The organism is Acidobacteriaceae bacterium, assembly GCA_028283655.1.
Lineage (GTDB): Bacteria > Acidobacteriota > Terriglobia > Terriglobales > Acidobacteriaceae > Granulicella.
Window position 1 is genome coordinate 978,877 of the sequence record JAPWKE010000003.1, and the last position, 20,422, is coordinate 999,298.

General features: G+C 60.9%; 17 protein-coding genes. 12 read left to right on the forward strand and 5 right to left on the reverse strand.

Going from position 1 to position 20,422, the window contains the following annotated elements:
• Window positions 1-3: 3 nt before the first annotated feature.
• Entirely contained in the window at window positions 4-816 is an 813-nt protein-coding gene (gene proC, locus PW792_06890) for a pyrroline-5-carboxylate reductase (GenBank protein MDE1161658.1), read from the reverse strand.
• A 109-nt stretch (window positions 817-925) separates the two neighbouring features.
• Window positions 926-2,176, reverse strand: a complete 1,251-nt coding sequence (locus PW792_06895; protein MDE1161659.1) for an ABC transporter permease — start codon at window positions 2,174-2,176, stop codon at window positions 926-928.
• Window positions 2,177-2,466: 290 nt separating this feature from the next.
• On the opposite strand from PW792_06895, the gene PW792_06900 reads away from it, so the two are divergent.
• Window positions 2,467-3,618, forward strand: a complete 1,152-nt coding sequence (locus PW792_06900) for a VWA domain-containing protein (protein ID MDE1161660.1) — start codon at window positions 2,467-2,469, stop codon at window positions 3,616-3,618.
• A 79-nt stretch (window positions 3,619-3,697) separates the two neighbouring features.
• Here the strand turns inward: PW792_06900 and PW792_06905 are convergent, their stop codons facing one another.
• Entirely contained in the window at window positions 3,698-5,074 is a 1,377-nt protein-coding gene (locus PW792_06905; protein MDE1161661.1) for a DUF1015 domain-containing protein, read from the reverse strand.
• A 36-nt stretch (window positions 5,075-5,110) separates the two neighbouring features.
• Entirely contained in the window at window positions 5,111-6,631 is a 1,521-nt protein-coding gene (locus PW792_06910; protein ID MDE1161662.1) for a hypothetical protein, read from the reverse strand.
• A 232-nt stretch (window positions 6,632-6,863) separates the two neighbouring features.
• On the opposite strand from PW792_06910, the gene PW792_06915 reads away from it, so the two are divergent.
• The 5 genes from PW792_06915 (at window position 6,864) to PW792_06935 (ending at window position 12,273) form a co-directional block, all read left to right on the forward strand.
• The gene (locus tag PW792_06915; GenBank protein ID MDE1161663.1) at window positions 6,864-7,970 is read left to right on the forward strand and encodes a VWA domain-containing protein; all 1,107 of its coding nucleotides are present in this window, start codon (window positions 6,864-6,866) and stop codon (window positions 7,968-7,970) included.
• A 132-nt stretch (window positions 7,971-8,102) separates the two neighbouring features.
• Entirely contained in the window at window positions 8,103-9,860 is a 1,758-nt protein-coding gene (locus PW792_06920) for a long-chain fatty acid--CoA ligase (protein ID MDE1161664.1), read from the forward strand.
• A complete protein-coding gene (locus PW792_06925) occupies window positions 9,850-10,716 on the forward strand; it encodes an HAD family acid phosphatase (GenBank protein MDE1161665.1) in 867 nt (288 codons plus the stop codon). Before PW792_06920 ends, PW792_06925 begins: the two co-directional genes overlap by 11 nt.
• A 36-nt stretch (window positions 10,717-10,752) precedes the next feature.
• The gene (locus tag PW792_06930) at window positions 10,753-11,793 is read left to right on the forward strand and encodes an MBL fold metallo-hydrolase (GenBank protein ID MDE1161666.1); all 1,041 of its coding nucleotides are present in this window, start codon (window positions 10,753-10,755) and stop codon (window positions 11,791-11,793) included.
• 219 nt (window positions 11,794-12,012) lie between these two features.
• On the forward strand, window positions 12,013-12,273 hold the full coding sequence (locus PW792_06935; protein ID MDE1161667.1) for a helix-turn-helix domain-containing protein: 261 nt from the start codon (window positions 12,013-12,015) through the stop codon (window positions 12,271-12,273).
• Window positions 12,274-12,363: 90 nt separating this feature from the next.
• On the opposite strand, the gene PW792_06940 is transcribed toward PW792_06935, so the two are convergent.
• Window positions 12,364-13,206, reverse strand: coding sequence for a metallophosphoesterase (locus PW792_06940; protein ID MDE1161668.1), 843 nt, complete (start codon window positions 13,204-13,206; stop codon window positions 12,364-12,366).
• Between the two features lie 196 nt (window positions 13,207-13,402).
• Between PW792_06940 and PW792_06945 the strand changes: the two genes are divergently transcribed.
• The 6 genes from PW792_06945 to PW792_06970 all read left to right on the forward strand — a co-directional run bounded on the left by PW792_06945 (window position 13,403) and on the right by PW792_06970 (window position 20,358).
• On the forward strand, window positions 13,403-14,506 hold the full coding sequence (locus tag PW792_06945; GenBank protein ID MDE1161669.1) for a Xaa-Pro peptidase family protein: 1,104 nt from the start codon (window positions 13,403-13,405) through the stop codon (window positions 14,504-14,506).
• Between the two features lie 22 nt (window positions 14,507-14,528).
• Window positions 14,529-15,023, forward strand: a complete 495-nt coding sequence (gene accB, locus PW792_06950) for an acetyl-CoA carboxylase biotin carboxyl carrier protein (protein ID MDE1161670.1) — start codon at window positions 14,529-14,531, stop codon at window positions 15,021-15,023.
• Window positions 15,024-15,099: 76 nt separating this feature from the next.
• Window positions 15,100-16,443: an acetyl-CoA carboxylase biotin carboxylase subunit gene (gene accC / locus PW792_06955; GenBank protein MDE1161671.1), complete on the forward strand. Its 1,344-nt coding sequence runs from the start codon at window positions 15,100-15,102 to the stop codon at window positions 16,441-16,443.
• A 189-nt stretch (window positions 16,444-16,632) separates the two neighbouring features.
• Window positions 16,633-17,262, forward strand: coding sequence for a thiamine phosphate synthase (thiE, locus tag PW792_06960; GenBank protein MDE1161672.1), 630 nt, complete (start codon window positions 16,633-16,635; stop codon window positions 17,260-17,262).
• Between the two features lie 64 nt (window positions 17,263-17,326).
• Window positions 17,327-18,772, forward strand: coding sequence for an amino acid permease (locus PW792_06965; protein ID MDE1161673.1), 1,446 nt, complete (start codon window positions 17,327-17,329; stop codon window positions 18,770-18,772).
• A 35-nt stretch (window positions 18,773-18,807) separates the two neighbouring features.
• Window positions 18,808-20,358, forward strand: coding sequence for an amino acid permease (locus PW792_06970; protein MDE1161674.1), 1,551 nt, complete (start codon window positions 18,808-18,810; stop codon window positions 20,356-20,358).
• Window positions 20,359-20,422: the final 64 nt, after the last annotated feature.

The window sequence follows — 20,422 nt, forward strand, 5'->3', positions numbered from 1 at the left end:
AACCTACCCAGCCAGCTCCTTCGCACGCTCCGCAGCCTTCTTCACCGCCTTCAGCAGCGTAATCCGCAGCCCTCCAGCCTCCAGCTCCAGAATCCCATCCACCGTGCAGCCCGCCGGAGTCGTTACTTCATCCTTCAGCAGCGCAGGATGCGCCCCCGTCTCCAGCACCATCTTCGCCGACCCATACACCGTCTGTGCCGCCAACTGCGTCGCAATATCCCGCGGCAGACCGACGTTCACCCCAGCCTCCGCCAGCGCCTCCAGGATGATGTAAATAAACGCCGGACCCGAGCCCGAAAGCCCTGTCACCGCATCCATATGCTTCTCGTCCACAATCACCGTGCGGCCCACGGTCTGGAAGATCTTCTCCGCCAGCGCAAGCTGCTCATCGGAAACCCACCGTCCGCGGCAAAGCGCCGTAGCTCCCGCACCAATCTTGGCCGGAGTATTCGGCATTGCCCGAATCACCGCAGGCTCACCGCCCATCGCTTCTTCAATCGTCCCCAGTTTCGTCGATGCCGCAATCGAAAGCACCATCGCCCCCGGCGCAAGCACCGGCGCAATCTGTTTTGCCAGGTCGGCAATCTGCAGCGGCTTCACGCCGAGCAGCACAATCGAAGCTCCACGCGCGGCTTCCACGTTGTCGGTGCCAACGCTCACCCCAAGCTGCGCCGCCAGCGTCGTAGCGCGTTCGGCATGCGCCACCGTGGCATAAATCTGTTCCGGCTTGAACAGGCCTTTGTTCAGAAACGCCTGCAGCAAAATGCCGCCCATTTTTCCGGTGCCCAGCACCGCGACTCGCTGATTCGAAGACATGCAACGAGTGTAGCGAACCCCGACGCTGCTGACACACATCGTCAGCGCTCGACACCACAATCCCAGCCCGCTATAGCCTTATGCTGCAATAGCCGAACCGAACCCGCGACTACTCGTACCGCAACGCCTCAGCAGGCAGAATATTTGCCGCATTGCGCGACGGATAAAGCGTCGCCAGCAGCGAGATCAGCAACGAAACGCTGCCCACAATCAGCGCATCCGTCCATCGCGGAGCAAACGGCAGATAGCTGATCGAGTACACACTGGCATCCAGCGCAATGAACCGGAAATGCGCCCCAAGAAGGCTCGCGACGTACCCAATCACCGTCCCGATCACGGTCCCGGTCGCAGAAATCAGCAATCCCTGCCACAGGAAAATCCTTCGCACCTGCCCGGGCGAAACGCCAAAGCTCATCATTACGGCGATGTCGCGGGTCTTCTCCATCACCATCATCGTCAGCGCGATCAGAATATTCAGCGCCGCCACCACCACAATCAGCGCCAGCACGATGAATGTCACCACCTGCTCCAGCTTCAGCGCACGGAAGAGTTCGCGGTTCTGGTCAATCCACGTCGTCGCCGCAAAGCCCGCACCGGCCGTCTTCTCCAGCACTCGCGCAACTTCCGGCGCGCGGTACAGATCGTCCAGCTTCACATTCATCACGCTGATAAGGTCGGGCTCTGAAAACAGCCGTTGCGAGTCCGAAAGCCGCATCAGCGCATACGCCGAGTCGTACTGGTAGAAGCCCGAGGTAAAGATTCCCGCGACGCGAAACTTCTGGTACCGGGGGACCAACCCCAGCGGCGTTAACTCGCCCTGCGGACTGGTTACCAGCACCGTATCGTTCACCTGTGCGCCCAGCGTGTCGGCCAGATCATGCCCCAGCACAATCGGCGGAGCCATCACCACCGCAGGAACGCTATCGGTCGCCAGAGGCTCGAGCTCCGCCGCAGAGCCAGAAGTAATGGATGCCAGCAGATTGCCGATGCGGCGTTCATCCGCAGGCACAATGCCTTCGATCAACGCGCCCCCGGAGCGCGCTCCACGGCTGACGAGCACCTGTCCATAAAGCCCCGGAGCAACTGCGGTCACATGCGGCACCTTCGCCAGCCGATCCAGCAGGGGACGCCAATCGCGGATGCCGTCGCCTGCTGTACGCATCAGTTGGATATGCGCCGAAGCGCCCACCAGGCGGTCCTGCATATCGCGGCGCATTCCGTTCGTAATCGCCAGCGCAATAATCAGCGAAGCTACTCCTGCCGCAATGCCCAGAACGGAAAGTCCGGTCACGAGTCCCACGACGCGCTGACGGCGTCGGGCTCGGAGGTAGCGGGCGGCAATGAAAAGCTCGAAGCGCACGTAGAGTCTCAGTCTAACGGGTCAGCCCGTGCAACGACTTTGGCCGTAGTCCTCCCCGGCTGTTTGTGTCATACTTCTGAGTGCGCCTCTGGTCGGGACGATCCCCCACCGGTTGTTCCCTTGATAGGAGGCGCTAAACTTTTCCGCAAAAGCCCTCGCTCCGGCGAGGGCTTTTGCACTTTTCGCTCCATGTACCACCCACAGAGCCTGCCTCCGTCTAAGCTGGTATCGCGAGGTGATTGCTGGGGATGCGTTTGACGATGCGTTTGTGCGGGCGAAGCAATGTTTGGTTGGCTGCCACAGTGCTGGCCGCTGGATTATCTCTGGCGGGCACTCTGCGCGCGCAGACGCAGGAACCCGCGTCGCCGCAGCAGAAAATACCTCCACCCACCTCCAGCGACGACGGCCCCGCGACCAGCAACGACGGCATCGTGCTGCCAAAGAAGACCGACGAGCAGAAGCAGAAAGACCAGGCCCCACCCGCGCCCGCCGAAGAGAAGGTGCAGAACCCCGACAATCAGACCTTCTCCCTGCGTGTCGACGTCCCCATGGTGAACCTCGACGTCAACGTCATCCTCGATAAAACGCACCAGTTCGTTCCCGGCCTCAAGCCCGAAAACTTCCTCGTCGTCGAGGACGGTGTCGAGCAGAACGTCACCTCGTTGCGCCTCACCAAGACCCCCATCACAGCCGTCATGCTGTTGGAGTTCGCCTCCACCTCCTACCCCTTCGTGCGCGACATGCAGAACGCCTCCGACGCGTTTTTCCGCACCATGCAGCCCGACGATTACATCGCCGTCGAGACCTACGACATTCGCCCGCGCATCCTCACCGACTTTACGAACAACAAGGAAACCGTCGACGCCGCCCTGAGCAGTCTTGTCATTCCAGGCTTCCGCGAAACGAACATGTTCGACGCGCTCTACGAAACGCTCGACCGCCTCACGCGCATCGATGGTCGCAAGTACATCATCCTCATCGGTTCGGGTGTGGACTCGTTGTCGAAGCTGACGCTCGACGAGATGTTGGCCAAGGTGAAGGCGACCCCCAACGTCACCATCTTCACCGTCAGCACCGGTCAGTTAGTGCGCACGCTTGCTGATGGCTACGGCGGTATGGGGCCGATCACGCGTATGACGTACCTGCAGGCCGACAATCAGATGAAAGCGATTGCGAACATGACCGGCGGCCTCAGCTTCCAGCCCATGTTCCAGGGAGCATTACCCGACATCTTCTCGCAGATCAACGAGTCGATCCGCAACCAGTACGTGCTGACCTACCGCCCGACTAACTCGAAGAACGACGGCACCTACCGCAAGATCAAGGTCTACCTGGTCGACCGCGAAGGCAAGCCGTTAAAGATGCAGGATGAGAAGGGCCGGCCGCTCAAGTACTCCGTGATCGCCCGCGACGGGTATCGAGCAAAGCTGCCGGTGGAGTAACAGCTCTCGTTAATCACGAAAAAGCGAGTGGCCCGTAGTGATTTACTACGGGCCACTCGCTTTTCGTTGAGATTATTTCTTACGCTTCATCCAGCGTATACATCGCCAATCCCGAAAGCAGCTTCGGATAGAAGTCCGTCGACTTCTGCGGCATCACTTCCAGGTTCAGGGATATGTCCTTCATCTGCTCCAGCGTTACCGGCTTGATCAGGAACGCGACATCCGCGTTTCCGCTGCCCACCTGCGCCAGCGCCTCAGGGGCCTCGCGCAGATAGCGAACGTTCGAACCTGCACGAACAGTCTCTTCGCTCAGATCGAGCAGCTTCTCCAGCACCACCTTGTGCAGCTGCGTCACGTCGAGTGCTGCCTTGCGTGCTGAAAGCTCTGCTACCAGCGGAGCCACAGCCTCAGGCTTCGGCGTCAGCAGAAAGTCGCCATCACGCGTCGCTGCGACAAACGCAACGCCAGGCGTGGAGTTCAGCTTGTCCAGCAGGGCCGTCGCGCCAGGATAGTGGCCGCTCACCGTCGTCGGAATCTCTTCGACCGTAAAGAACTCTTCCGCCTTCTGGGTGAACTCGCGGCCATTGAAGCCGATCAGCCCAAAGACCACACGGTGCGTCGGCAGAATCGTAATTCCCGGCGCATCTGCGTTGACGAAGGTCATCATCATCGCCGCTTCCGGGAACGCCGGCACGGGCAGGCCGTTCTCGTCGAGCTTCGGTTGTGCCGTCTTCTCGTCGATACCAAGCTCCGCAGCGCGCTCCTGCATGTACGCCGTCGACGTCTCGTAGCGGTGGTGACCATCGGCGATCAGCAGCCACTTGTCGTCCATCGCCGTCAGCACCTGCTTGATCAGCGTCGGATCCGCCAGCTTCCAGACGCGATGCACAACGGCATACTCGTCCGTGATTTCGAGGTCCGCAGGCTTCGTCGCTTCGCCCGCCTTGGAGCCGAAGATCAGCTCTTCCGCCGTGAACGTCGGGTCGGAGTAGAGCATGTAAATCTGCTCGCAGTAAGCACGCGTCGCTTTGAACAGCGACAGGCGGTCCGATTTATGCTTCGGAAACGTCTGTTCGTGGCGGTAGACGATCTTATCGGCATAGTCATACAGATGACCGAGGCCGATAAAACCGCGACGCTCGCGTACTTCCTCCGTGCCGGGCACGGTGTACGTCTGCGAGTAGCCATAGAGAGCGGGCTCGGCTTCGGGCTTCAGAATCTCTTCTTCACGCCACTGCTTCAGCGTAGCCGCCGCGCGCGTGTAGACGTTCTCCAGCTCATCATCGGTCGAGTTCTTCTTGCCGAGGATGACGCGAATCAGGTTATACGGGCTGGCCGCATAGTAAGCCTCCTGCATCGCAGGAGAGATCTTGTCATAGGGCTGCGTAACAACGTCAGCCATGTTGACGCGAGTGGTGTCGTAACGGAGTGCGCGGAACGGATACAAGCGTGCCATGAGTGTCTCTATTCTATCGAGCCGTGGGTTGTGCGGTTAGCGGCGCTCGAAAGCGTCGTAGTTTCCCCGTGAATCTACGGGGTAGTAATGCGCCAGAAGCGCGCGGGTAGCGGAATCTCGAGCAAACCAGGCCAGCAGATCGTCGTGGCGATCCTCCAGCACCTGGCAGTGAACGGCGGGGTCGTAGCAGCGGTTCACAAGGATCAACTTTGGCTGCCAGCGTTGAATATCTTCGCGAAAGAAGCGATGCTGCGCGTCTTCCATCTTCGTCAACTGCTCCGGCGTCATCTTGTGAGCAGCGGGTGCGGTGCCGCTTTCATTGCGAAGAATCGCGGGCAGCATCCAGAGGTGCGGATACCGCTGCGCGATCGTCAGGTGGAACTTCGCTGCAGGCATCACCGTGTCGTCGACCGTTGTGGTTAGCGTCGCGACAGCGTCACCAGGCTTCAGCCCGGCAAAGAAACTCGCGTCCGGCTGGTCGATAGGGAAGGAGCGATCCCGCGTAAACGGATAGCCCATGAAGTGCGTCGTCAGCGCCACCGCCAGCACGCTCAGCGCAGCAGCCGCTGTGGCAACCCAGCGGGGCGTGCGCACGTCGATAGCATCCATTTCCGGCAGCACTAAAGCCACCAGCGCAAAGCTTGTAAACGCCAGCCCCGGAAGCTGTTGGTAGTACCACCCTGTACCTTGCAGGTAGTAGGCTCCGGTCGCCGCCGCACCCGCCAGCAGCAGAGTTTCCGGCAACGTGCTCGCGGGCTTGCGAACGAAGTAAAACACAGCCGTAATCGCAAGCAGAATATGCAGTTCAATCGCATCGAAGGCCAGTTGCGGAACCGTGCGATGCCCGAACGCCCAGTACGTCTCGCGCAGAAGCGGCAGAATGCTCGAAAGATACAGCGGAGCCAGCGTTCGAATCAGCTCGAAGTACAGCGCGGCTCCCAGCAAAAAACAAATCGGCGCAGGCCGCAGCAGGGAACGCAGGCTCCTGCGTCGCAGCAGTAACGCCGCCTCCAGCACGACCGCAACCACTGCCTCCTGCGGCTTCAGAGCGAACCCCACCATCGCCAGCAGTGCGACCGGAACGCCCATGCTCAGCGGCGTCCGCTCCCCGCGCAACTCGCGGCTGACGAGCAGAAGATACGGCAGCACCAGCAGCGCCAGAATATGGTCGCGCTGTCCAATATCACGCGCCGGCAGCACGTTGTAGACAACCACAGCCGCAAATGCGAGCATCGCTTTCTGCGTCGGCGAAAGCCGTGTCAGCAGCCGCATCCCCAGCATCGCCACCGCAGCTTCCAGCAGCAGCAGCAGGGCTTTGCCCACCGTCGCAGACTCAAGATGCAGCAGGTGAGCCACCATCGCGGGCAGCAGGGAAATCCACACAATCAGCGGCGGGTTGGACTCAAAGAGCGTCGGCCCATAGAGCGTCTCGCCCTGCCGCATATGCTCGGCCACATACAGCAGCCAAAGTTGGTCATGCCCTGCGGCTGGCAGAAACGCAAGCAGGGCGGCCATAGCCACGGCAGCGGCAGTCAGCCAGACGAAGGTACGGCGCAAAAACATCTCCTGCCATCATAAAGAGCAATCAGACCTCAACGGATGATTCCAGTGACTCAAAGACGCCAAGTGAACTTGTTGAAGAGAATCAGCGTCCAATAGAAAGCCGATAAGACCGTGTCGTACATTGAATAGGCGACGAAAGCCTCGGTCAGCGGTTAAAACGTGTTTGTAGAGGGTCGTGAGGGGGGTTATGCACGGTTGCAGTAACTGGAAGATTTGGAGCCGCACCTTGTTAGCTCCCGGTTCGCGAAAAGCGTGCCTGCTGTACACCGGCCTGCTGAGTGCAGGTCTGCTCGGCGTGACTTTCTCCGCCTCGGCACAGCAGCCGACGACGACCCAGCGTACCCCCGATGCGCTCACGCGTGACAGCGACCCCGTTCCTTCGCCCGATCCCGACAAGCAGGTCGTCCCCTCGGCCCCCGCCGACCAGGCCCCACAGGCCATCGGCGGAGTTGGTCAGGTCGTCGAGCAGAACGGCCAGTTCACCTTGCAGACGAACGCCTACGAGGTTCGCCTGAACGCCTCCGTCATCGACAGCAGCGGCCAGTCCGTGGACTCGCTCCCGCAATCCGCCTTCCGCGTCTACGAAGATGGTGTCCTGCAGAACATCATCGGCTTCCGCCACGAAGATCTCCCCGTCTCGCTCGGCATCCTCATCGACAGCTCCGGCTCGATGTACGACAAGCGGACCTCCGTCGACGCCGCCTCCATCGACCTTGTCCGGCTCTCGAACCCACAGGACGAAGCCTTCCTCGTCGACTTCAGCTCCGAGGCCTACATCGATCAGGACTTCACCAGCGACATCACCAAGCTGCAGAAGGGCCTCAGCTACATCAAGTCCAGCGGCGGCACCGCGCTCTACGACGCCGTTGTCGCTTCCGCTGATTATCTGTCCAAGAACGCCAAGCGTCCCAAGCAGGTCCTGCTCATCGTCACAGACGGCGACGACAACGCCTCCAGCGCTTCGCTCGAAGCAGCCATTCGTCGCGTCCAGAACCTCGATGGCCCGGTGATTTACTGCATCGGCCTGCTCTTTGGCGAAGACGTCAGCCGCTCGGAAGCCCGTCACTCGCGCGAAGTCCTCACCGAACTCGCCACGCAGACCGGCGGCGCAGCCTACTTCCCGCGCTCGTTGAAGGAGGTGGACGGCATCACACGTGAGGTTGCCGCCGACATCCGTACCCAGTACACCATCGGCTATCGGTCCACCAACCCGCCACAAAACGGCGGCTATCGCCAGATTCACGTGGAAGCCAAGGAAAAGGGCTATCGTGGCCTGCAGGTTCGCACCCGCAGCGGATACTTCCCCAAAGTCGCGGGGGCAAATAAGAAGTAGCGTTTCTTCAATCAGTTGAGTCAATTCAAGCGGCTTCAGGCTTCGCGTGAGCATCTCAGTAAGGATGCTCACGCGGGGCCTTCGTTCTGTTAGCTTGAATGGGTTCTACTGTGGGCCGATGGAGACCCAAAGATGCTCGATCTGAAGACGATCAACGATGTGTTTGTGAAGGTGGCAGAGCGTGGCGACGAAACGGTCGCGCTGAAACAGGCAGGCGATAGCTGGCAACCCATCACCGCCAACCAGATGGTCGGCCGCGTCCGTGCCGTCATGCAGGCGCTCGAGCGTTGGGGCATTCAGCGCGGCGATCGCGTCGCCCTCGTCAGCAACAACCGCCCCGAGTGGCCCATCGTCGACTTCGCCGTGCTCGCCTCCGGCGCCGCAGACGTTCCGCTCTACCAGACCCTTACGCCCGAGCAGATGGGCTTCATCCTGCGTGACGCTGGCGCCAAGGCAATCTTCCTCGACAGCCGCGAGCAATATGACAAGCTCCTTGCCGCGGGTGATCTGCCTGATCTGAACCACGTCGCAGTCTTCGATGAAGGCGACTTCGAAGGAGCAGAGAAGTTCTCCGACATCCTCAAGGACGCTCCTTCGCTCGAATCCTTCGACGACGCCCTGCGAGCGAAACTCGCCGAAACGCAGCCCGAAGAACTCGCCTCGATCATCTACACGAGCGGCACAACGGGCGACCCCAAGGGCGTGATGCTCACGCACAACAACCTGGCCTCGAACCTGCGCTACTCCACCGACGATCTCTACATCGACAAGACCGGCACCTGCATCTCGTTCCTTCCGCTCAGCCATGCGCTGGCCCGGCATCTTGACTACGCGCTCTACGTCAACGGAGCCACGCTCGCCTACCTGCCCAAGTTCGAAGACCTGCCCAAGGCCATGAAGACAGTTCATCCGACGATCTTCCTCGCGGTTCCGCGCGTCTTTGAGAAGGTCCGTCAAGCTGTGGAAGGCAAGAGCCACGGCCTCAAGAAGTCGATCCTCACCTGGGCGCTCGGCGTCGGCGCAAAGCACCGCGCCGAAGTGGCCGCAGGCAAGAAGCCCGGCGGCCTTCTGTACTCCATCGCGGACAAACTCGTCTTCGTCAAAATTCGTGAAGCCTTCGGCACCTGCGCCCGCGTCTTCATCTCCGGTGGCGCGCCTCTCGGCAAGGAAACCACCGAGTGGTTCCTCGACGTCGGCGTTCGCGTCTTCGAAGGCTACGGCCTTACCGAAACCTCGCCCGTGCTCTCGCGCAACACCTTCGCCCAGTATCGTCAGGGAACCGTCGGCCCCATGATCCCCAACATGGAAGCACGCGTCGCCTCCGACGGCGAGATCGAAGTCCGCGGCGAGTCTGTCTTTGCAGGCTACTGGCAGAAGGAAGAAGCCACGAAGAAGGAGTTCACCGAGGACGGCTGGTTCAAGACCGGTGATATCGGCAAGCTCGAAGACGGCTTCCTCTCCATCACTGATCGCAAGAAAGAGCTGATGAAGACCTCCGGCGGCAAGTACGTCGCGCCGCAGCCCATCGAAAGCAAGCTGAAGGTCGACGCTCTCGTCGGCCAGGCCGCGCTCATCGGCGACAACCGCAAGTTCGTCAGCGTCATCATCTCGCCCAACATACAGCCCCTCAAGGCATGGGCCGAGAAGAACGGCGTCAGCACCGCCGACGAGCAGGCTATGGTGAACGATCCCAAGGTCAAAAAGGCCTATGAAGCAATCATCGAAAAGGTGAACGGCTCTCTCGCGCACTTTGAATCGATTAAAAAAGTCGTTATCGTACCCGAAGAGTGGACCGTTGACTCCGGCGAGCTAACCCCCAGCATGAAACTCAAGCGCCGCGTCATCAACGAGAAGTACAAGAACAAGATCGAGGAGATATATGCGGAGTAGGTTGACGCTGGCCCTGGCGGCCGCAGTTTCGTTCAGTGGTGTCCTGTGGGCGCAGGTGCCCACAGTTCCTACAGATCACTTCGGCCCGCCAACCGACTGTGTCGGCGTCCATACCTCCGCTCATCGCCGCTCGGCCTCTGCCGCAGAAGCCGAGCAGCGCGAAGGGGAGTCGCAATCCTGGCTCGGCCTCACGCGCACCCTGCCCTCCCATGAACCGGTAGAAAACATCGCCATCTCGCGGATGCGTGTAGCGGACTACGCTGACTGCGTCGGCGACAGCGGATGCTACTGGTCAGAGCTCGACGAGCAGTACCGCCGCGCGCAGGACGCCCTCAGCGTGGCTGCAAAGACCGCGCACCCCGGCGAAAAGCTCGCCGTCGTCATGGATATTGACGAGACCACGCTCTCCGGCTACTGCGAGATCAAGCGCGAGGACTTCGGTTACATTGGTGCCAGCTACGAGGCCTGGATCGTCAGCCCCGAGTCCGCCGTCACCATCCCGGGAGCCAAACGCTTCTTCGATCAGGCGAAGAAACTCGGCGTCGCCGTCTTCTTTATAACCGGCCGCTCCGGCGAGCAGGAACCCGGCAAGCCCAGCAGCCGCGAAAACCAGACCGCCGCCACAATCCGCAATCTGAAAGCCGCAGGCTTCGGCGGCTACACCGGGCTGGCTCTGCGCAACGGCGACGAAAACGGCCTCTCCACCATCGCCTACAAGTCACGCGAGCGGGCAAAGATCGCCGGTAGGGGCTACCGTATCGTCATGAGCGTCGGCGACCAGTGGAGCGACCTGCTCGGCGAACCGCGTGCCGAAACCAGCGTCAAGCTGCCAAACCCGTTCTACTTTCTGCCATAACGAATCGAGCGGCCTTAGCGGAGCATCCAACGGCGGATGAGTCTGCTTGGCCGCGCGCGTAAAGAAAACGGGAAGTACCTCAACCCCGTCCCCACAACTGTTGGTGACTTCGGAACTATGTTGAAGGTTCTGCCTCTCTACTTCACCAATAAAGAAGAGAGCGAACCAAAGCAGCCGCTCGGCCCCTTCCATACCGACACCCGCCTCTACGCCACGCCGCCCGCAAGCGGCCTGCGCGTCACCTGGTTCGGGCACTCCGCCATGCTGTTGGAGATCGACGGCCTCCGCGTTCTCATCGATCCCGTCTGGGAGCAGCGCGCCAGCCCCGTGGAGTTCTTCGGCCCAAAGCGTTTCTTCGCTCCAACACTCACGCTGGAAGAGATGCCGGAGCTGGACGTCATCCTCGTCTCGCACGACCACTACGACCACTTTGGCGCAAACACCCTCAAGCATCTGGCCACGCTTAAATCCACCCAGCGTGCTACCTGGATTACCGCCGCGGGCGTCGGCAAGCGCCTCGAAAAGCTCGGCGTCCCCACCTCTCGAATCTCCGCCCTCGACTGGACGCAGACCATAGAGGTTCCCGGTCGCGAGCTCGCCGGTGGCCTGCGCATCACCGCCTGGCCCTCGCGTCACTTCTCCGGCCGCACCCCGTGGGATAGAAACTCAACACTATGGGCGTCCTACGTGATCGAAAGCCCGCAGCATCGCGTCTACTACGGCGCAGACTCAGGCCTCTGGGACGGCTTTGCCGAAATCGGCGCCCAATACGATCGCTTCGACCTGATCATGCTTGAAATCGGCGCCTCGCATCCTCTCTGGTCGAACATTCACCTTGGTCCCGATAACGCCACCAAGGCCTACCTGGCCATGGGAGGCCCGGAGAAATGCGGTCCTCTCTTTCCCATTCACTGGGGACTGTTCAACCTCGCGCTCCACGGCTGGAAGCAGCCGATCGACCGTATGTGCGAGATTGCCGATGAGCAAAACCTTCCGCTCTGGTTACCCGAACCCGGGCAGCCGACGGAGGTTGTCGCTGGAAGCCCGTCACGGTCTTCGTGGTGGAAACGCTTTTAAAATCTTCGCTTTATTGCGGATACTTCAACCTTGGCTCGATTGAGGGGTTGCACGAGTGAGTCGTAGCAAGTTGAACAACAGGCTATGTTTACCGAAACGCCAAGAGTGATGGAAAAGGTGAGGCCAGCCTGAGATTTCACTTGTAACCCTGTGGAAAAGCGGGTACAAAAGGATTCTCGCAGGAAAAAACAGGAGTTCGCCGTACAGGAGACGAGTGACATGGCTGCAGGTACGCAGGGACAGATTGCGGTTCGCGAAGTGATGGACATTCGGCAGGCTGCGGAGTATCTCGGCATTAGCGGCGACACGCTCTACCGTTACGCCAGCGAAGGTTTCGTGCCTGCGTTCAAGCTCGGCAACCGCTGGCGCTTTCGCAAGAGCCTGCTCGACTCCTGGATGGACGAGAAGAGCGGCGTTAACCCCGCTTCGACGGCCGACGTAGACCCGGCAGCGAAGAAGCCCATGGGGCGAGCCCGCTAAGAAAAGAGCCGCAAGCTAAGAGATGAGGCGCAGCGAATCGCGGAAAGCGATCAGACTGCGCCTTTTGTTTTTCCTGGAACTCAGTCGGCGTTACGCGCGGCTCAGGATGAAGCTGGTGATCTCTGCCGGGCAGTTCAGCCGGAACGGCAACCCGACCGTCCCAATGCCACGGTTGACATAAAGCTTCATGTGGTCGAAGTGGAACATGCCTTCGACATAGTTCTTGCCGAGCGGCGGCAGGATCAGTGGTCCCACGAACGGCAGGCGCACCTGTCCGCCGTGCGTATGGCCGGAGAGTACGACGTCGATCTTCTTGAACGTCGGATGCTTCACGATGTGGTCCACAAAGTCCGGCTCATGCGCCATCAGAATCACCGGCGCGCGAGGGTCCTGCGGAATCGCCAGATCGAGATCGGGAATTCGCGTGCTCGCGTCGTCTGAGCCCGCCAGCCAAAGCCTGTCGGAGCCGCGCTCCAGCGCAAAGTAGCTATCGACGAGAATCGGCGTACCGTGGGCCTCAATGGCCTCGATCACATGGCCAGCCCCGACCGCGACATCATGGTTGCCCAGAATTCCAAAGCGCTGCGGCGCCTTGAGCGTGGAAAGAATCTCCGAACACAGCCCCGCGGAGCGCCACGCATGCTTTTCAGGATGCGGCCCACGGCTGATGTAGTCGCCCGTAATCAGCACAAGGTCCGGGTTCAGATTGTTCACGCTGGCAAGGATGCGTTCCAGGAACCATGGCTCGGTAAACCCTTGCAGATGAATGTCGGAAATCTGCACGATGTGGAAGCCGACAAACGCGTCAGGCAGGTTCCGGATCGGTAGTTCCAGCTGATTGATGAAGAACTCGTGGCGCGCGTGCGTGGCAGAGTACGTCCCGATGCCCGCGGCCGTCAGACCGGCAGCGGCCAGAAAGGCACGGCGCGTCATAGGCGCGCGAGGCGTGCGAACGGAGGCCAGGTGAATGCGACGCGTGTCGAAGGGCCCCGAGGAGTTGGGTTGGGTGGAGCTCCTGGGCATGCTTCATGATACCGGGCTTGATGTCATAACGTCTCGTGCAGTGATCGAAGTTGCTCCGTGAAGGTGCCTCAGAGGGTTCTCACAAGTACCCTTCTTAAGACGTAAAATGAAGACGATGCAGTTTGGTGAAAGACGCAAAAAAGCTCTGCGCAGCGCACTGGATTCAGGTCTCGACGGGTTGATCGTAACCCATGGCCCGGACGTCCGCTGGTTGAGCGGCTTTACCGGTTCCAGTGGTGCCGTGGCGATCCGGAAGGGTTCGCCAGCGGTTCTGTTTACGGATGGCCGCTACACTACGCAGGCCAAAGCCCAGGCCGCAGGCTTGAGCGTAAAGATCGGCAAAGGCGCTCCCGGCACGCTTGCTGCAGCATGGCTGGCAGCGCGTGGGGCAAAACGTTGCGGCTTTGAACCAGCCGAAACCACCGTCTCCGCCTTCGAAGCCATGCGCAAAGCCATCCCGTCTGCCGTTCGCCGCGGATTCCTTGTCGCAAAGCCCGGCCTCGTCAGCAGCCTCCGCGAGCTGAAGGACGTTGGCGAAATCGCAAAGATGCGCGCCGCCGCCGCACTTGGCTGCAGGCTTTTCAACGACAATCTGGACACCCTTTTGACCGGCACCGAAACCGAGGCGGAGTTTGCTCTCCGTCTCGAAAGTGGTGCCCGCCGCGCCGGTGCCGACGGCATGAGCTTTGAGACGATCATCGCCGGGGCCACACGCTCCGCGTTGCCGCACGGCAAGGCCAGCGCCGCAAAGCTGCCGCGAAAAGGCTTCGTCACTGTGGACTTTGGAGTCGTGCTCAACGGCTACTGCTCGGACATGACCCGCACAATCTATCGCGGCAAGGCCAGCAAGCGCGAGCGGGACGTGTATCATTCGGTGCTGGAAGCGCAGAACGCGGCAGTGGCCGCAGTGCGCTCCGGAGTGACCTGCGGCGAGGTGGACGAAGCCGCGCGCAGCGTGCTTCGTCGGGCCCGGTTGGACAAATGGTTTACGCACTCCACCGGCCACGGGGTCGGGTTGGAGATTCATGAAGGTCCGCGAGTAGCCGCCAAGCAAGCGCAACGGTTGGAAGCGGGCATGGTGATAACGATTGAGCCGGGAGTCTATCTACCCGGCGAGTGGGGAATTCGCATCGAAGATACGGTAGTGGTCACCGCAGACGGTTGCGAGGTCATCACCGCGGCAAGCCCCAAAGTTTGGATTCAGAAGTAAAGAAGGGAAAAGGAAGACAAGAATGGCTTCAGGACAGGATTTGAAAGAGCTGCGCGAACTGGTCGAATTTTTGAAGGCCAACGACATCGCCGAGTTTGAGCTCGAGCGCGACGACGTGAAGGTAGCGCTGAAGTTCTCGAACGCGATCGTTCAGCCTGCTGCACAGATCACCTATGCGGCCCCCGCAGGCGCTCCGGCAGCTTCGGCTCCGGCTGCTGCACTCGCTGCAGCTCCCGCGACCGCCCCGGCAGCAGCATCTGCTCCCGTGGACGAAACCGCAGGTGCGCATATCGTAAAGTCGCCGATCGTCGGCACTTTCTACGCCGCTCCTTCGCCGGACGCAGACGCCTTTGTGAAGCTCGGAGACAACGTCTCCAAGGGTAAGGTCATCTGCATCGTCGAAGCGATGAAGCTGATGAACGAGATCGAATCCGACGCCTCAGGCGAGATCGTAAAGATCTTCGTCGAAACCGGCAGCCCGGTCGAGTACGGCCAGCCGCTGTTCGCAATCAAGTAGCGTGTTTCGGAGGGAACTGCGTTTGCTTAAGTCGCAGAGACTTTCCAGCAGTTCTTCCTAACTAAGGACGGATTTGATGTTTCGTAAAGTTTTGATCGCAAACCGTGGAGAGATCGCCCTGCGCGTCATCTCGGCGTGCAAGGAAATGGGCATCCGCACGGTAGCGGTGTACTCCGAGGCTGATCGCAACAGCCTTCACGTGCGTTTCGCCGACGAGGCCGTCTGCATCGGCCCTCCGAAGTCCTCCGACAGCTACCTCAACGTAGCGTCGATCATCGCTGCTGCCGAAATCACCGGTGCCGATGCCATCCACCCCGGCTATGGCCTGCTCAGCGAAAACGCGAACTTCGCCGAAGTCTGCCGTGCTTCGAACATCAAGTTCATCGGGCCCCCGCCCGACACCATGCGTATGATGGGCGAAAAGGCCACCGCGCGCACCACCATGAAGAACGCCAAGGTGCCCATTCTTCCGGGTTCTGACGGCATCCTCAAGGACGTCGACGAAGCGCTCGCCACCGCAAAGAAGATCAAGTACCCAGTCATCCTCAAGGCTGTCGCAGGCGGCGGCGGACGCGGCATGCGTATCGTCCGCGCCCCCGAAGAGCTCGCTGACCTCTACAACTCGGCGTCCACCGAAGCTCTCAACGCCTTCTCCAACGGCGACCTCTACATGGAGAAGTTCATCGAGCGCCCGCGCCATATCGAATTCCAGGTGCTGGCCGACGAGCACGGCAACGTCATGAGCCTCGGCGAGCGCGAGTGCTCCATCCAGCGCCGCCATCAGAAGCTCATCGAAGAAGCGCCCTCGCTTCAGGTCTCGCCCGAGCTCCGCAAGAAGCTTGGCAACGTCATCGAGCAGTCCCTCAAGGACATCGGCTACTGGAACGCCGGCACCATCGAGTTCCTCATGGACGAAGACGGCGAGATCTACTTCATCGAGATGAACACCCGCATCCAGGTCGAGCACTGCGTCACCGAAATGGTCACCGGCGTCGATCTCGTGAAGGCCCAGCTCCGCATCGCGGCCGGCGAAAAGCTCTCCGACATCGTCCCCGAGTACCCGGAGATTCGCGGCCACGCCATCGAGTGCCGCATCAACGCCGAGCACCCCGAGAAGTTCACCCCCAGCCCCGGCAAGATCACGGTCTTCAACGTCCCCGGCGGCAACGGTGTGCGCATCGACACCGCCCAGTATCAGGAAGGCGTCGTTCCGCAGTTCTACGACTCCATGATCGGCAAGCTCATCTGCCACGGCAAGGACCGCGAAGAGGCCATCGCCAAGACCCAGCGTGCGCTCAGCCAGTTCGTCGTCGAAGGCATCTTCACCACGATCCCGCTGCACCAGCGCATCTTCGAGGACGAAGACTTCCGCAAGGGAGACTTCGACACGAAGTTCATGGAGCGCTTCCTCACCAAGTAAGCTCGCTTGCTAGTTGAAGAACTCTCCGTAAATGACTCAAAGAAAAGGTCCGGCGCAAGCCGGGCCTTTCTTCTCGCACAGGCGGAAACAATTACGAAACGGTTACGCAGAGTACTTGCCGTTCTCCCTCATTCGGGAGCACACTAACCACCTTGCCGGGCTATCCGGTCCCATAGAGGCGTTCCAGCCATGACGATGCTGCCGAAGTTCTACCCCATCCTCGACAAAGAAACCCTCGACCGCCGCGGCATCCGCGTCAGCTGCTTCGCCGGGGAACTCGCCCGCGCCGGGGTCAAACTCCTCCAGCTTCGCGACAAGCGCGGCGAACCGCAGGAGGTCCTGCGTTCGGCCAGCGCCATCAAGCACGCCTTCGACGGCACTCACTGCCAGCTCGTGCTGAACGACCGTGCCGATCTCGCCAGGCTCGCAGGCTGGAGCGGCGTACACGTCGGCCATACCGACATGCCTCCCGCCGAGGTCCGCGAGCTTCTGCTGACCGACGCCTTTGTCGGCGTCTCCACGCACAACGACCAGCAGGTGCTGGCCGCAGACGCAGGCTGCGCCGACTACGTCGCCATCGGCCCCATCTTCGCCACCGGGACCAAGCTCGACGCCGACCCGGTCGTCGGCCTCGAAGGTCTCCGCCGCGCCCGCGCTCTCACCCGCAAGCCCATCGTGGCCATCGGCGGCATCACGCGCCAGAACGCGCAGAGCGTCCTCGACGCAGGTGCGGACTGCGTCGCCGTCATCGGCGGCCTCTTCATCCCCGGAGAGCGTCCCGGCAAGGTCGCCTCCGACTTCCTTGAACTGCTCGGCTAAGAACGCCACAAGCCAGCCAAGCTTTTCGCTTCGCGCATCGCCGCCGCAATGCTAGGGTGAGGCTGTGACTTCTGAACAGCAGAGTGGCGACACTCACCTCGTCAAAAGCCTTGGCCTCTTTTCGGCCACGGCCATCGTGATGGGCTCTATGATCGGCTCGGGCATCTTCATCGTTCCCGCCGAGATGAGCCGTACTCTGGCCTCGCCCGCCTTGCTCATCGCAGCCTGGCTGGTCACCGCGTTCATGACCATCGTCGGCGCGCTCAGCTATGGGGAGCTCGCCGCCATGATGCCCAGGGCTGGCGGCCAGTATGTCTACCTCCGCGAAGGCCTAGGCCCGGTCTGGGGCTTCCTCTACGGCTGGACGCTCTTTCTCGTCATCCAGACAGGAACCATAGCTGCTGTAGCGGTGGCGTTTGCCAAATTCCTCGGCGTCTTCTTCCCCTCGGTCAGCCAGTCGCGCTGGATCTGGCACATGGGGCAGGGCAACGTCGGCCTCAACACCGCCAACCTCTCCGCCATGGTCGTGCTGGTTCTGCTCACCTGGCTGAACACGCGCGGCGTCAAGCTCGGTGCGGCCGTACAGAACATCTTCACCAGCGCCAAGGTGCTGGCTCTGCTCGGTGTCATCGCCGTCGGGCTCATCGCGCGCAACGCCGGGGCCATCGCCTCCAACTTCGGCAAAAACTTCTGGGTCAACTCCAACTGGCACAGCCAGCAGTTGCTGGACGTCGGAGCAAACGGCCACTTCGCTCTGGTCGGCGTCTTCACCCTCGTCGCGGTCGTGCAGGTCGGCTCGCTCTTCAGCTCAGACGCCTGGAACAACGTCACCTTCACCGCCGGGGAGATCACCAATCCCAAGCGCAACCTGCCGCTCTCGCTGGTTCTGGGCACAGGCATCGTTCTCGCGCTCTATATCGCCTGCAATTTCGTTTATCTAAGTGTTTTGCCGATGGTTGGCATCGCCATGGCCCCGCAGGACCGTGTCGCCACAGCCGTCATGCAGGTCGCATTTGGCGCAGTCGGCGCCAAGCTGATGTCCGCAGCCATTCTGGTCAGCACCTTCGGCTGCGCCAATGGAATGGTGCTCGCCGGGGCCCGCGTCTACTACGCCATGAGCGGCGACCGGCTCTTCTTCGCGGCAACTGGAAAGCTTGATCCGAAGACGGGCGTACCGCGCAACGCCCTTTGGTTGCAATGTGTTTGGGCCTGCCTGCTCTGCCTCAGCGGACAGTACGGAAACCTGCTCGATTACGTCATTTTCGCGGTCTTGCTCTTCTACATCCTGACGATTGTGGCCCTCTTCCGCCTTCGTCAGACCCGTCCCGAAGCGCCTCGACCGTACAAAGCGTTCGGTTATCCGCTTCTGCCAGGTTGCTACATTGTGATTGCCACGTTCATTTGTGGTGTACTTTTACGGTATAAGCCGCAATACACTTGGCCGGGGTTAGGGATCGTGCTGCTTGGTCTGCCGGTCTACTTTCTGTGGCAACGTAAATCGGCAGCCTAACGCTGCCGGGTACTTCCAGAGACGTAAGGAAACGCATGTCGAATTTGCTGAAGGTGAAGCCGCTATCCGCCATTATGGGAGAAGCGACAGAGACGGGCGAGCACACGCTGAAACGGTCGCTCGGTTCAGGAAGCCTGATCGCGCTGGGTATCGGCGCCATTATCGGTACGGGAATCTTCGTGCTGACAGGTACGGTCGCCGCGCAGTACGCTGGCCCGGGTGTGGTCTGGTCGTTCATTGCTGCCGCCATCGGTTGCGTCTTCGCTGGCCTCTGCTACGCCGAGTTCTCCGCGATGATTCCGGTCGCCGGTTCGGCCTACACCTACGGCTACGCCACGCTCGGTGAGCTCTTTGCCTGGATCATCGGCTGGGATCTCGTGCTCGAGTACGCCTTCGGCGCAGCCACCGTCTGCTCCGGCTGGTCCGGCTACGTGCTTTCGCTCGGCCAGGACTTCGGACTTCGTCTCCCGCCTGAACTCGCCGGAACACCTGGCTCTGTCTTCGTCCTCTATGAGGGCCACTGGGAGTTCCTCGGCCGTGTTCAGCAGAAGCTGCTCAACAGCGGCGTCGACTGGCACACCCTGCCGCAGCGTCACGGCATCTTCAATCTCGTGGCGTTCGTTGGCATCATGCTCGTCACCACGATCCTAGTAATCGGCGTCAAGGAGTCGGCGAACTTCAACACCGTCATCGTTGCCGTCAAGCTCTTCGTGCTGGTCGTCTTCCTCATCGTCGGTGGCAACACGCTCTTCCACCACCCCGAACTGATGAAGGTCAACTGGCATCCGTTCCTTCCGCCCAACACCGGCAAGTTCGGTGACTACGGCTGGTCGGGCGTGCTTCGAGGCGCAGGCGTCATCTTCTTCGCCTATATCGGCTTTGACGCTGTCTCTACCGCAGCACAGGAAGCCAAGAACCCAAAGAAGGACATGCCCCGCGGCATCCTTGGTTCGCTGGTCATCTGCACCATCCTGTACATCCTGGTCGCGCTCGTGCTCACCGCGCTGATCAACTACAAGTACCTGAACCTGCCCGACGCGCTCGCAGTCGGCATCGACGCTACCGGCGTTCGCTGGGGCGCTCTGCTGGTCAAGATCGGCGCACTCGGCGGTCTCTCTTCGACGATGGTCGTGATGCTGCTCGGTCAGAGCCGCGTCTTCTTCTCCATGTCGAAGGACGGTCTGCTGCCGAAGTTCTTCTCCACCATCCACCCGAAGTTCCGCACCCCGTGGATCTCGTCGATCACCGTCGGCCTCGTCGTTGCGACCTTCTCCTCGCTGATTCCGCTGGCAAAGCTCGGTGAGATGTGCTCGATCGGTACGCTGCTCGCGTTCATCATCGTCTGCGCTGGCGTCTGGGTGCTGCGTAAGCGTTCGCCTGAGCTTCCTCGCCCCTTCCGCGCTCCGTGGATGCCCGTTACTCCGATCCTCGGCATCCTGATCTCGCTCGCCCTGATGGCAGGCCTTCCGTGGGAAACCTGGCTGCGCCTCTTCGTCTGGCTGGCAATCGGCCTGGTGATCTACTTCTCCTACAGCCGCAAACATAGCCGCGTACAGAACTCGCTTCCGCCCGAGCCTCCTCACTAGAGACGGTGGTGCAAGCAAAAGAAAAGGCCCGGCAATTGCCGGGCCTTTTCACGTCCGCTGAATA

Excerpts from the sequence above, each read along its gene's own strand:
- proC (MDE1161658.1), bottom strand. The coding sequence starts at position 816 with ATGTCTTCGAATCAGCGAGTCGCGGTGCTGGGCACCGGAAAAATGGGC.
- PW792_06905 (MDE1161661.1), bottom strand. The coding sequence starts at position 5,074 with ATGGCACGCTTGTATCCGTTCCGCGCACTCCGTTACGACACCACTCGC.
- PW792_06920 (MDE1161664.1), top strand. The coding sequence starts at position 8,103 with ATGCTCGATCTGAAGACGATCAACGATGTGTTTGTGAAGGTGGCAGAG.
- PW792_06925 (MDE1161665.1), top strand. The coding sequence starts at position 9,850 with ATGCGGAGTAGGTTGACGCTGGCCCTGGCGGCCGCAGTTTCGTTCAGT.
- PW792_06930 (MDE1161666.1), top strand. The coding sequence starts at position 10,753 with ATGAGTCTGCTTGGCCGCGCGCGTAAAGAAAACGGGAAGTACCTCAAC.
- PW792_06935 (MDE1161667.1), top strand. The coding sequence starts at position 12,013 with ATGGCTGCAGGTACGCAGGGACAGATTGCGGTTCGCGAAGTGATGGAC.
- PW792_06940 (MDE1161668.1), bottom strand. The coding sequence starts at position 13,206 with ATGACGCGCCGTGCCTTTCTGGCCGCTGCCGGTCTGACGGCCGCGGGC.
- PW792_06945 (MDE1161669.1), top strand. The coding sequence starts at position 13,403 with ATGAAGACGATGCAGTTTGGTGAAAGACGCAAAAAAGCTCTGCGCAGC.
- accB (MDE1161670.1), top strand. The coding sequence starts at position 14,529 with ATGGCTTCAGGACAGGATTTGAAAGAGCTGCGCGAACTGGTCGAATTT.
- accC (MDE1161671.1), top strand. The coding sequence starts at position 15,100 with ATGTTTCGTAAAGTTTTGATCGCAAACCGTGGAGAGATCGCCCTGCGC.
- thiE (MDE1161672.1), top strand. The coding sequence starts at position 16,633 with ATGACGATGCTGCCGAAGTTCTACCCCATCCTCGACAAAGAAACCCTC.
- PW792_06970 (MDE1161674.1), top strand. The coding sequence starts at position 18,808 with ATGTCGAATTTGCTGAAGGTGAAGCCGCTATCCGCCATTATGGGAGAA.